At 70.4% G+C, this 12,333-nt stretch carries 11 protein-coding genes and 1 pseudogene; 7 read left to right on the plus strand and 5 right to left on the minus strand.

Annotation, left to right across the window (positions count from 1 at the left end):
- From infB to truB, 4 genes are all read left to right on the plus strand, one after another.
- Positions 1 to 2,152: translation initiation factor IF-2 (gene infB, locus Q0C41_RS25310; protein ID WP_291988674.1), on the plus strand; the 2,152-nt coding region annotated here is incomplete at its 5' end.
- Positions 2,153 to 2,344: 192 nt separating this feature from the next.
- A complete protein-coding gene (gene rbfA / locus Q0C41_RS25315) occupies positions 2,345 to 2,752 on the plus strand; it encodes a 30S ribosome-binding factor RbfA (RefSeq protein WP_291988676.1) in 408 nt (135 codons plus the stop codon).
- Entirely contained in the window at positions 2,736 to 3,719 is a 984-nt protein-coding gene (locus tag Q0C41_RS25320) for a bifunctional oligoribonuclease/PAP phosphatase NrnA (RefSeq protein WP_291988678.1), read from the plus strand. Before rbfA ends, Q0C41_RS25320 begins: the two co-directional genes overlap by 17 nt.
- The gene (truB, locus tag Q0C41_RS25325; RefSeq protein WP_291988680.1) at positions 3,716 to 4,639 is read left to right on the plus strand and encodes a tRNA pseudouridine(55) synthase TruB; all 924 of its coding nucleotides are present in this window, start codon (positions 3,716 to 3,718) and stop codon (positions 4,637 to 4,639) included. Before Q0C41_RS25320 ends, truB begins: the two co-directional genes overlap by 4 nt.
- 5 nt (positions 4,640 to 4,644) lie before the next feature.
- Here the strand turns inward: truB and Q0C41_RS25330 are convergent, their stop codons facing one another.
- Both Q0C41_RS25330 and Q0C41_RS25335 read right to left on the minus strand, forming a co-directional pair.
- The gene (locus tag Q0C41_RS25330) at positions 4,645 to 5,079 is read right to left on the minus strand and encodes an RES family NAD+ phosphorylase (protein ID WP_291988682.1); all 435 of its coding nucleotides are present in this window, start codon (positions 5,077 to 5,079) and stop codon (positions 4,645 to 4,647) included.
- Entirely contained in the window at positions 5,076 to 5,483 is a 408-nt protein-coding gene (locus Q0C41_RS25335) for an antitoxin Xre/MbcA/ParS toxin-binding domain-containing protein (RefSeq protein ID WP_291988684.1), read from the minus strand. Before Q0C41_RS25335 ends, Q0C41_RS25330 begins: the two co-directional genes overlap by 4 nt.
- 188 nt (positions 5,484 to 5,671) lie before the next feature.
- Between Q0C41_RS25335 and rpsO the strand changes: the two genes are divergently transcribed.
- The 3 genes from rpsO to Q0C41_RS25350 all read left to right on the plus strand — a co-directional run bounded on the left by rpsO (position 5,672) and on the right by Q0C41_RS25350 (position 8,689).
- Positions 5,672 to 5,941, plus strand: coding sequence for a 30S ribosomal protein S15 (gene rpsO, locus Q0C41_RS25340; RefSeq protein WP_291988686.1), 270 nt, complete (start codon positions 5,672 to 5,674; stop codon positions 5,939 to 5,941).
- 174 nt (positions 5,942 to 6,115) lie between these two features.
- Entirely contained in the window at positions 6,116 to 8,215 is a 2,100-nt protein-coding gene (gene pnp / locus Q0C41_RS25345) for a polyribonucleotide nucleotidyltransferase (RefSeq protein WP_291988687.1), read from the plus strand.
- A 105-nt stretch (positions 8,216 to 8,320) separates the two neighbouring features.
- Positions 8,321 to 8,689 carry a cupredoxin domain-containing protein gene (locus Q0C41_RS25350; protein ID WP_291988690.1) on the plus strand — a complete coding sequence of 123 codons (369 nt, stop codon included), beginning with the start codon at positions 8,321 to 8,323 and terminating at the stop codon, positions 8,687 to 8,689.
- Positions 8,690 to 8,698: 9 nt separating this feature from the next.
- On the opposite strand, the gene Q0C41_RS25355 is transcribed toward Q0C41_RS25350, so the two are convergent.
- From Q0C41_RS25355 to Q0C41_RS25365, 3 genes and pseudogenes are all read right to left on the minus strand, one after another.
- Positions 8,699 to 9,970, minus strand: coding sequence for a hypothetical protein (locus Q0C41_RS25355; RefSeq protein WP_291988692.1), 1,272 nt, complete (start codon positions 9,968 to 9,970; stop codon positions 8,699 to 8,701).
- 6 nt (positions 9,971 to 9,976) lie between these two features.
- Complete coding sequence (locus Q0C41_RS25360; protein WP_291988694.1) at positions 9,977 to 11,128, minus strand: M48 family metallopeptidase; 1,152 nt, start codon at positions 11,126 to 11,128, stop codon at positions 9,977 to 9,979.
- A gap of 31 nt (positions 11,129 to 11,159) precedes the next feature.
- Positions 11,160 to 12,333: pseudogene (locus tag Q0C41_RS25365) on the minus strand (chromosome segregation protein SMC); the annotation flags it as partial.

Raw genomic sequence — 12,333 nt, forward strand, 5'->3', positions numbered from 1 at the left:
GGCCACCGCCGGCCCGAGGCCGCTGCCCCCCGGCGCGGCCCTCCCAGGAGGCCCTCGACCGTTGCCGTCGCAGCCGATCCGTTCGCCGCTGCCGCAGGTCGCACGGCCCAGTTATCAGCCCACGTATGCCAACATCGGCCGCGCCCCTGGCGTGGTCGGCCCCGGCGGTCGTCCGCTCGGTGGGGTGCCAGGCGCTCCCGGGCTCGCGCAGCCCGGCCAGCGTCCAGGTGCGGCGCAGTTCCCGCGGCCGCCGCAGCCGGGCGGTTACCGCCCCGGTGGTGCGCCCGGTGGGCATCGCCCGCGTCCCGGAGGCCGCAGCAGCGGCGGCCGGCGCACGCGGATCGAAGCGCCGGTCGTGCAGGGACCAGCGGCCCCGCCGCCGATCACCCGCATCATCACGCTCGCAGAGGGCATGACCGTCAAGGACCTGGCCGACAAGCTCGAAGCCAAGGTCAAGGACGTCATGCGCGTCATCCTCGAGCAGGGCATGCGGATGACGATCAACAGCACCCTCGATGCCGAGACGGCGACGTCGCTCGCGCGCCAGTTCGGCGCCGAAGTCGAGGTCCGGTCGTTCGAGGAAGAGATCGTCGAGTTCGAGGAGAGCGCCAACAACCCCGAGGACCGCGTCGCTCGTGCGCCGGTGGTCACGGTGATGGGCCACGTCGATCACGGCAAGACGACGCTGCTCGACAGCCTGCGGACGACCCGGATCGCCGAGCGCGAAGCGGGTGGCATCACGCAGCACATCGGCGCGTACGCGGTCGAACTCAACGGGCGCAAGATCGTGTTCCTCGACACGCCGGGCCACGCGGCGTTCACCACGATGCGTGCCCGCGGCGCGAAGGTCACCGACGTGGTGGTCCTCGTGGTCGCCGCCGACGACGGCGTCATGCCGCAGACGCGTGAGGCCATCGACCACGCACGCGCGGCCAAGGTGCCGATCATCGTGGCGATCAACAAGATCGACAAGCCGGATGCCAACCCCGAGCGCGTGATGCGTGAGCTGTCCGAGATCGGACTGCTCGCCGAGGCGTGGGGTGGCGACACGGTGATGGTGCCGGTGTCGGCCAAGGCCAAGCAGAACCTCGAGACGCTCCTCGAGATGATCCTGCTGGTCACCGAGATCGGTGAGCACAAGGCCAACGCGGCCCGCAACGCCTCGGGCACCGTGCTCGAAGGCAAGCTCGATCGCGGCCGCGGTCCGGTGGCGACGGTCCTGGTGCAGGACGGTACGCTGCACGTCGGCGACACCATCCTCGTCGGCACCATCGTCGGCAAGGTCCGCGCGTTGCAGGACGACCGCGGCCGCAGCGTCCGCGAAGTCGGCCCCTCCACCCCGGTGGAAGTGCTCGGCCTCGGCGGCGTCCCGACACCGGGCGACACCTTCCAGGCCGTCGACGACGTGGCCAAGGCTCGCCAGATTGCGCTGTTCCGCGAAGAGCAGGCCAAGGCCAAGTCGCTCGGCGCGCGTGGCGGTCGCATGACCCTCGAGACGCTCCAGAAGCACATCGCCGAAGGCGGCGTGAAGGAACTGGCGCTGATCATCAAGACCGACGTGCAGGGATCGGCCGAAGTGCTGGCCGACTCGCTGCAGAAGCTCGGCGACGAACGCATCAAGGTGCGCGTCATCAGCTTCGGCGTCGGTGCGATCAACGAATCGGACGTGCTGCTCGCGACCGCATCGGAAGCCATCATCATCGGCTTCAACGTGCGTCCCGACCGCAACGCCGAGGCTGTGGCCGCGCGCGAGAAGGTGGACATCCGCCTCCACTCGGTCATCTATCACGTGACCGACGAGATCCGCGCTGCCATGGCCGGCATGCTCGAGCCGACGTTCAAGGAGAGCCGCCTCGGTCTGGCCGAGGTCCGCGAGGTGTTCCGCGTGCCGAAGGCCGGCACGGTGGCGGGCTGCTTCGTCACCGAGGGCGTCATTCGCCGCTCCGGTGACATCCAGGCCCGCCTGCTGCGCGACGGGGTGGTCATCCACACCGGCAAGCTCAGCTCGCTCCGCCGCTTCAAGGACGACGTGTCCGAGGTCAAGAACGGCCTCGAGTGCGGCATGACCTTCGAGCGCTACAACGACGTCAAGGCCGGCGACCAGATCGAGGTGTTCACCTCGGAGGAAATCGCCATCACCATCCCGGGCTAGCGCCGGGCCGACACATTCAGCCCGGCGAAGGCCGGAATGCCGTGAATGCCGCAATGCCGGAGGGCCCAGCCCTTCGGCATTGAGCATTTCAGGCCACTCTTCGTCCGTCGAGGACGCCCCGTAGCCCGGTCGCCCTGCCCTGCCGTCGGCATTCCCGGCATGCGGCATCGCGGCATTTCGTAGAATCAATCCATGCAAGGTTCCGGTTCCCGCGCCGAGCGCATCGCCGACAGCATCAAGGACCAGGTCAGCCAGCTGCTGGCGTTCGAAGTCAAGGATCCCGCGGTGGGGCTCCTGACGGTCACCCACGTCAAGATGACGAGCGACATGGGCATGGCCCACGTCTACTACACGCTCGTCGGCGACGAGGTCGAGCGCACCAAGACGGCCAGGGCCCTCGACCGCGCCACGGCCTTCGTGCGCCGACGACTCGCCGAAGACATGAACATGCGGCGGGCTCCCGACGTGAAGTTCCACTACGACGAGAACCTGGAGCGCCAGGAGCGCGTCGAGACGCTGCTCCGCCAGATCGCCGCCGAACGCGCCGAACGCGAGGCGCAGGAGAAGGCCGAGCCGCCCGCCGATGACCGTGCGCAGTGAGCCGGCCGGCGTGCCCCCTCCCCTCTCGCTGATCGAGGCGCTGCGCGCCGACGGGCCCGTCATCCTCTGCGGTCACGCGCGCCCCGATGGCGACTCGATCGGCTCGGTGATGGCCATGGCCGCGGCGCTGCGCGCCCTCGGCCGCCCGGTCCGTACGATCTGCAGCGACCCGGCGCCAGCGGCGTTCCACGTGTTTCCTGGCATGGAGGCGCTCGAAATCACGCGCGACGTCGATGCCACGGGCGCCACGGTGGTGGTGATGGAGTCCGGCGCCCTGTCGCGCACGGGCATCACGGGCCTCGAGCGCGCCGCCGTGGTCGTCAACATCGACCATCACCTCGGCAACAGCGGCTACGGGACCGTCACCTGGTTCGACGAGACCGCGGCCGCGTGCGTCGAGATGGTGGGCGAGGCCATCGATGCGCTCGGCGTGCCGTGGTCGACGGCCATCGCCACGTACCTGTACCTGGGGCTGCTGACCGACACGGGCGGCTTCCGCCACTCGCACATCTCGGCGCGCAGCTTCGACCTGGCGCGCCGCTCTGTGATCGCGGGCGCCGATCCCGTGGCCATCGGCCAGGTGGCGTTCGACAGCTTCAGCCTGGCCCGGGTCCGGCTCATCGGCGCGTTGCTGCACGGCATGCAGCTGGACGCCGACGGGCGGCTGGCGGTGCTCACGCTGACGCCCGAGGTGCACGTCACCGCCGGGTCCACCCCGGACGAGACCGAGGGCATCATCAACATGCCCTTCACGGCCCAGGAGATTCGCGCGGTGTGCCTGTTGCGCAGCGACGAGCCCGGTCTCACGCGTGTCAGCCTGCGATCGAAAGGCACGGTCGACGTGCGATCGGTGGCCCAGCAGTTCGGCGGCGGCGGACACTTCAACGCCAGTGGCTTCACGACCACCGACGGGCTCGACGAGGTCCGTGCCGCGCTGCTGCCCCTGATGCGCGCCGCGATCCAGTGAGCAGCGGCATCGACGGCGTCCTGGTCGTGGACAAGCCGGAGGGCATGACGTCGCACGACGTGGTCGCCACCGTGCGTCGACGCCTGCCGAGGAAGACGAAGGTCGGGCACACCGGCACGCTCGATCCGTTCGCGACCGGTGTGCTGCCGGTGGTGATCGGCAAGGCGACGCGGCTGTCGCAGTTCCTCACGGCCGGCCGCAAGCGGTATCGCGCCACCGTCGCGTTCGGCGTCGCCACCGATTCCGGCGACCGGATGGGACAGATCGTCGAGACGGCGGCGCCGGAGCGGCTGGCTGTGCTCGACGAGGCGCTGGTCCGCACGGCGCTGACGGGCTTCGTCGGTACTCACCCGCAGGTGCCGCCCGCGCACTCGGCCAAGATGATCGATGGCGAGCGCGCCTACGTGCTCGCGCGGCGCGGCGAGCGTGTGGAGATGGCCGCCGTCGCCGTCACCGCGCATGCCCTCACCCTGACGGCGTGGGACGCGGCGTCGCACGTGGCGACCGTCGCCCTCGACGTCTCGGCCGGCTATTACGTCCGCAGCCTCGCACGTGACCTCGGCGTCGCCGTCGGCGTGCCGGCGCACCTGACGGCGTTGTGCCGCACCGGCAGCAGCGACTGGACCATCGAAGACGCGCATGCGCTCGGCGCTGTCGTGCAGGCCGACCCGGAGGCGTTCGCGGCCATGTGCCGCCCGATGTCGACGGTCCTGCGCGAGTGGCCCGCTGTCGTCCTGACGGAGCGGCAGGTGGCGTGGGTGCTGGCTGGTCGCCTCGTTGCCCTGGAGCCGGCGCAGGCGTCGCGCCTGGGTGCCGCGACCGTCGATCGGGCGAGGCTCCTCGATGCGTCAGGGACGCTCGTCGCGCTCGCCCGCCACACCCCGGACGGGCTGCTCCACGCCGACGTCGTGCTGGGCTGACGGGATCACCGCAGGCGCGGATCGAGGGGAAAGCGGACGGTACTGGCGATCTGGCAGCGCCCGGCGTCGGGATGCGCCGGATTCAGCAGGTAGTTCCACGCGGCCGGCACGATGACGGAGGGCACGCGCAGCAGCGGCGTCGACCGCTGCCGGAGCCACGTATCCCCGAGGCTCCGCGTCGCCCCGATGTCGTCGCGCCAGTCGTCCGGGAGGGCGCCCGCCTCGCCGATCGACGCCTCGGCCGTCTCGATCTGCAGCCACTGGTAGGCCACGGGCAGCGCGGCGAGTCTGGCCCCCTGCACGAGCATCTCGAGGAGGCAGGAGGCGGGATGGTCGGCGAGATAGACCACGGGGCGTCCTCGCGAATGCCACCGGCCACTGGCATACACCCCACCGATGCCGGAGAGATCGGCATGCTGGGAGATCCGCCAGACGGTCACGCAAAGAGGCCGTGCTCGAGACGCACCAGGGTCTCTTCGACGGCCCGCGCGCCGATCTCGCTCTTCAACAAGTCCACGGGTCTGGCGCGGTCGAGGGCCAGATTGGGCTCGCGCAGCCACGCCCAGGCGGTCGCGCGACTGCCCAGGACGGCGTCGGCGATCGCCAGGATTCTGCCGAGCCGTATGGCCCGCTCGGCCTCTTCCATCGCCAGGGCCTCGCCACGGGTCCGGCGATGCCGGAGGGTCCTGGGATTGATCACGAGATCGCCCAGTTCCGCGGCCGTGAAGCCGGCGGCGAGCAGGTCGTCGAGGACCGAGAGCGGCACGCCACCCGCGACCACGTCCCGCGCGAGCTGGAGGTCCTCGCGTGGCGGACGCTCACGGAGGACGAAGGGGTTTGGCATGATGCCTATCCTAGCACGGCATGTTTGCCAACGCGAATGGCGCATGCGTGGCCGCGGCTGGCATGTCGGCGAGAGGATCAGCTATCATTCGTAGTTCGCTGGCGCCCATATCGGCGCTCCCATCACCCAGACGACGACGGCCCGGGGCCCGCAGGGGCAGTGCTGGACCGATCGCGGAGGCAAGACCCGTGGCATTGACGAAGGACCGCAAGACCGACCTCATCGAAGGATTCCGCCATCACGACACCGACACGGGCTCGCCCGAAGTGCAGGTGGCCATCCTCAGTGAGCGCATCACGTACCTGACCGAGCACTTCAAGACGCACGCGAAGGACCACCACTCGCGTCGCGGCCTGCTGAAGCTCGTGGGCCAGCGCCGTCGGCTGCTGGACTACGTCAAGGCCAAGAACACCGACCGGTACGCGCAGCTCATCAAGCGTCTCGGCATCCGGAAGTAGCGGAGTTCACGAAGGGACGGGAGCGTGCTCCCGTCCCTTCGCGTTTCGCTCCGCCCGCGGCCGTGGCAGGCCCGGCGGACACGGTCCCGCCGCGCGGCCCCACTCGCGCAGATCCTCGCACCGCACACCGCCAGGGCAGACAGGTCCCCTGGCACTGACATGACAGGGAACCCCATGCACACACGCAGTCTCGAGCTCGGCTCCCGAGCTCTCTCGTTCGAAACCGGCAAGCTCGCGAAGCAGGCCGACGGATCCGTCCTCGTCCGGATGGGCGACACGGTCGTGCTGGTCACGGCGTGTCATGCGTCCTCGCCGCGCGTCGGCATCGACTTCCTGCCGCTGACGGTCGACTACCGCGAGTTCACCTACGCGTCGGGCCGCATTCCTGGCGGCTTCTTCAAGCGCGAGGGCAAGCAGACCGAGAAGGAAACGCTGACCAGCCGCCTGATCGATCGTCCGATCCGGCCGCTGTTCCCGGCCGGCTGGGCCTTCGAGACGCAGATCATCGCCATGGTGATCTCGGCCGACACCGAGTACGACTCCGACGTGCTCGCCGTGACCGGCGCCGGTTGCGCGCTGGCGCTGTCGGAGATGCCGTTCCAGAAGACGATCGCCGGCGTCCGCGTCGGGTACGTCGACGGGCAGTACGTCATCAACCCGACGTTCAAGCAGCGCAAGTCGAGCGCGCTCGACCTGATCATCGCCGGCAGTGCCGACGCGATCATGATGGTCGAGGCGGGCGCGCAGGAAGTGGCCGAGGAGCAGATGGTCGGCGCGCTCGAGGCCGGCCACGCCGCCATCAAGCAGATCGTCGCCACCATCGACGACCTGGTCGCGGCCGCCCCGAAGAAGAAGCTCGCGGTGGCCGCCAAGGCGACCGACGCGACCTTCCAGCAGGAGGTCGAGGCCAAGGCGCTGCAGCCGCTGGCCGAGGCCATGCGCCTCAAGGACAAGCTCGAGAACTACGGGCGTGTCGATCAGGTCCAGGCCGAGCTCATCGCCTCGTACCCGGAGACCGAGCCGGAGAAGCGCGCCGAGGCCAAGAAGGTGTTCAAGGGCCTCAAGGAAAAGGTCCTGCGCAGCGAGATTCTCGAGCGCGGACAGCGCCTCGACGGCCGCAAGTTCGACGAGATTCGACCGATCTGGAGCGAGGCGCAGGTGCTGCCCCGCGTCCACGGCTCGGTCGTCTTCACCCGTGGTGAGACGCAGGCGCTCGTCACCGCCACGCTGGGCACCGCCGACGATCAGCAGAAGATCGAGACGATGGACGGCGAGACGTACAAGCGCTTCATGCTGCACTACAACTTCCCGCCGTTCTCGGTCGGCGAGACCGGCTTCATGCGCGGCCCCGGTCGTCGCGAGATCGGTCACGGCGCGCTGGCCGAGCGGGCCCTCGTGCCGGTGATGCCCACCGAGGAGCAGTTCCCCTACACCGTCCGTGTCGTCTCGGACATCCTCGAGAGCAACGGCTCGTCGTCGATGGCCAGCGTGTGCGGCGGGTCGATGGCGATGATGGATGCCGGTGTGCCGCTGCGCGCCCCGGTGGCCGGTGTGGCGATGGGCCTGATCCTCGACGAGGAGACCGGCAAGTTCGCCGTGCTGACCGACATCGCCGGTGCCGAGGACCACTACGGCGACATGGACTTCAAGGTCGCCGGCACCGCCGCGGGCATCACCGCCCTGCAGATGGACATCAAGGTGAGCGGCATCACCATGGAGATCATGCGGCAGGCGCTTGCCCAGGCGCGCGAGGGTCGCCTGTTCATCCTCGGCAAGATGGCCGAGACGATCGACGCGCCGCGGTCGCAGACGTCGCAGTGGGCGCCGCGCATCGTGACGATCAAGATCCCGGTCGACAAGATCCGTGACGTCATCGGACCCGGCGGCAAGATGATCCGCAGCATCATCGAGCGCACCGGCGTCAAGATCGACGTCGAGGACGATGGCCGCATCAACGTGGCGAGCAACGACGAGGCCTCGGCCGCGCGTGCCCTGGCGATCATCCAGGAGCTCACCGCCACGCCGGAGATCGGCAAGACGTACATGGGCAAGGTCCAGCGCATCGCCGACTTCGGCGCGTTCGTCGAGATCATGCCGGGCGTCGACGGCCTCCTGCACGTGTCGGAGATCGCGCTGCACCGCGTCAAGGACGTGCGCGACGAGCTCAAGGAAGGCGAACAGCTCCTGGTCAAGGTGCTCAACGTCGACCCGTCGGGCAAGATCCGCCTGAGCCGCAAGGCGCTGCTCCAGGAAGAGCAGCCCAAGGCCGAGTAGGCCGCGAGAGACCGGGCCGGCGCCAGAAACAGGCCGGCAGTCGTTCGGGAACAGGGCGCGGCCAGCGACGGTCGCGCCCGTTCTGTTGTATTCCTGACTCCAGCCATGCGTCCACCACTCACCCGCCGCCGATGGCTCCAGCGCTGGTCGGCCGCCGTCCTCCTGCCGCTGGGCACTCAGCCCGAACCGGAACCGGCCGGCCGACGGGCCGTCGCCCTGACGGCGCGTCGCTTCGCCTTCGATCCCGAGGTCATCGACGTCCGGCGCAACGACATCGTCCGCGTCACCATCACGTCGACCGACATCGCCCACAGCTTCACGGTGGATGCCTATCGCATCCAGAAGCGCGTGCCGCCGGGCGGCACGGTGACGTTCGAGTTCCGCGCCGACGAGGTCGGCCGCTTTCCGTTCTACTGCAGCATGCGCGCCGACGCCGGGTGCGAGGAGATGCGCGGCGAGCTGATCGTCAGGTGAGGCGCGCCCTCAGGAGAGCTGCGCCTTCGCCGTGGCGAGGTACTGCGCCCAGTCGTCGCGGGTGATGTCGTGCCCCCCCGTGCGTAGGTGGTAGCGGACCCGGTCCCCGACCGACTGCTCCACCGCCGGCATGGCCGTCCCGCCCAGTCCGCGCTGCCGCAGCAACCGCCACGCCTCGTCGGCGGCCAGCGTGGCCAGGAACTCGCCCTTCGGGTCAGCCCAGCGGTCCTCGACCGCGCTGCCGACGTGCAGGACGCGCGGCGCCACCAGGGCCAGCAACTGGTGCTGGTCGATCGGCATCGCCGCTTCGCGTCCCGCCCAGGACGCCAGCGTCGGGCAGAACCAGTGCGGGAACGACCGCGTGATGCGGCCGATCGTCTCGCCATAGGCACGGCGACTCAGCGCCGCGCCGGCGCAGCCCGAGTCGTTCGAGACCACCATGGCGAACGCCTCATCCTGCGCACCGGCCCAGAGCGCGGCCTTGCCGAGCCGACTGTGCCCGATCACGATCGCGCGCCGCGCGTCGAGCCCGGGCATGGTCGCCACGGCCCGACGCATCTGCGACAGCCCCCACGCCCACATCCCGATGGCGCCCCACCGCTCGGCCGTCGGGATGTCGCCCTCGAGTCCGTCGGCCAGCGGTGCCATCCCCTGCCGCACCACGGACGGGTCGTCGGGGGCCAGATCGCCGTAGTAGGCGGTCATGACGGCGCAGTCCTGCTCGATGATCAGATCCACCGGCCAGCGCCGCGCCATGGTGCCGCGGGCGCGCTCGGTCGCACGATGGTTCACGACGCCGTTGGCGTCGTTGGTCCGCATCCAGCGGGTCGAGAGCCGGATGGCGGGGTCCGGATCGACGGCGTGGTTGCCGAAGTAGTTCAGTCCGATGAAGACAGGGACGGGCCGGCCGTGCGCGGGCCGGTACACCAGGACGTCCATCGACGCGCGTCCCTGCCAGTCCAGACGGCACTGCTGTCGCAACGCCCGCCCACCGAGCACCGGCACCGGCGTGTCCACCGGCACCACCGCACCGTCGGGCAACCCGGCCGGCGTGCGACCGTACATGTGGCGGGCGAACAGATCGAGCAGCTCGGCGCGCCTCGCCACCCACCCTGCACGATCGGTCACCACCCGGCCATCGGCCAGGTGCAGCAGTGGCGGCAACGTGTAGGCCGGCACCTTCGCTTCGTCGTAGTTGGCGTCGTCGGGCTGGGCCCGCAGACCGGCAGCGCCGATCAGGCCGGCGAGGGTGGACGTGGCAAAGGCACGGCGCGTGAGCATGGCGAGTCAGACCTCGGCGGAGGGTGCCGGCTCGGCCGCACGGCGGGCCGCCGCGATACGCGCCGGGATGGGTGGATGCGTCAGGAAGAACGCACGCGTCAGGAGCGAGTCGTCGTCACTGGAGAGGTTGCGTGCACCGACGCGCGCCAGCACGCGCTCGAGGACGTCGGGGCGTCCGGTGAGCGCCAGGGCGAAGGCATCCGCCTCGGCCTCGTGCTGACGCGACTGCGCCAGCTGCCAGGGGCGAGCCGCCAGCCACACCGCGCCGGCACCGAGCAGCATCCACGGCAGCGACGCGGGATCGGTGAGGCCGTCCGTGCCACCGAGCCAGCGCGCCGGACCCGCGGCGCTGGCCTGGGCACCGAGCACGGCGCCGACCAGACCGATCGCCTGCACACGGACGCGCTGCCACGTGTGCCCGTGCGCGTGATGGCCGAGCTCGTGCGCGACCACCGCATCCATCTCCTCGGCCGGGCACCCGGCGAGCAGCGTGTCGGAAATCAGCAGGCGCCGCGGCCCCACCACACCCACGAGCGCGGCGTTGGCGTGGTCCCCGTGTGGGCCGAAGCCCCACTCGTGCAGGCCCCCGAGCCGCAAGCCCGCCCGCGAGGCCAGGGCATGCAGGCGACCGGCGACGGCTTCGTCGCGCAGCGGACGCACCCGCGGCGACAGCAGAATCGCCCAGGGCGCGGCCAGCATGACGACGGCGGCCAGCGTCAGCATGGCGAGCGCGAGTCCGAGCCCCGACAGCCACGGCACGGGCGCCGCGAACCAGACGAAGACCGCCCAGGCCAGCGCCCCGGCCACCACCAGGATCGCGCCGTGTCGCACGGTGTCCCGCACGTGGGCCCGCGGAGTGGTGAAGGGGACGTGATAGCGACGGGCCAGTGTGTACAACCGGCGCAGCGCGAAGGGCGCGGCGGCCAGGGCCGGCAGCGCCAGGCTCGTCGTCAGGAGCAGCGCGGCGACCACCGCGTGGCGCACGAAGGCGCCCCCAGGAGACGCGGGCGTGTCGAGCAGACCGGTCGACCACGTGCGCAGGCCGGTCGGCACGGGACTGAGCGCCAGCAGCCCCAGCACGACGGTGCCTGCCGTGACCTCGACGAGGCGCAGGGTGCGTTCGGCGCGGCGGTAGCGGGTGCCCTTGTCTTCGTTCACGGTCTGCGTGTCGCGGCGGCGACCAGGCCGCCTAGTGCGTGAGATCGAGCCGCAGCACCTTGGACACCCCCGGCTCCTCCATGGTCACGCCGTACAGGCGGTCGGCGATCTCCATCGTCTTGCGGTGGTGCGTGATCAGCACGAACTGGGTGTGATCCTGCATGCTGCGCAGCATCTCGACGAAGCGGCCGATGTTGGCGTCGTCGAGTGGCGCATCGATCTCGTCGAGCAGGCAGAAGGGGCTCGGGCGGTACTTGAAGATGCCGAACATCAGCGCCATCGCCGTCAGGGCCTTCTCGCCACCCGAGAGCAGCTGCACGTTCTGCAGTCGCTTGCCCGGCGGCTGGGCGACGATGTCGATGCCGCTCTCCAGCACATCCTCCTGATCGAGCATGATGAGGCCGGCGCGGCCGCCGCCGAAGAGCGTCGTGAACATCTCGGCGAAGTTGGTGTTGACGGCCGCGAACGCCTCGGCGAACCGCTCGCGCGTGGTCTGATCGATGCGCGAGATGGCCTCACCCGTGGACGCGATCGCGTCGATGAGATCCTTGCGCTGTCCCGTCAGGAAGGTGTGGCGCTGCTCGAGCTCGTCAAACTGCTCGATGGCCATCATGTTGACGGCCCCGAGCGAGGCGATGCGCACCTTGAGCCGCGTGATTGCCTGCTCCGCACTCAGCACCGGGGGCGCCGGCTCGATGGCGCCCGCAGCTTCGGCCGCGGCATCACTGCTCTCGACCGCGACGCCAGCCTCGGCCCCCTCTTCGTCGGCACCGGCCCGCTCGGCCGCCGCCACCGACGCCGCACTGGGCAGGCCGGCCTCGTTGGCGAGCATCTCCGCCATCGCCTCCGCCACTTCCTCGAGCGTCTGGTCGAGGGCCTCGCGGCACGACTCGGCCAGATGGCCGAGGTCGGATTCGGCCGTCGCCCGCGCGACCTCGAGCGCGGTGGACAGCGACCGCACATCGTCCAACCCGCGACGCGCCTCGCGCGCGCCGGACTCGTGTTCGGCGAACGCGCCCTGCACCTCGACGACGCGCTCGTCGGCCTCGACGACGCGGCGCTTCAGTTCGTCCAGGGCGGCCAGGTCGTCGTCGATCGCCGAGCGCAGGGCCGACACCGAGCCTTCCAGGTTGGCACGGCGGGCCACAGACGCGTCTGCCTCGGCCTGCCGGGCCCCGATACGCTGTCGCAGGTCCGCCGAAGCA

The organism is Luteitalea sp., assembly GCF_022842525.1.
Lineage (GTDB): Bacteria > Acidobacteriota > Vicinamibacteria > Vicinamibacterales > Vicinamibacteraceae > Luteitalea.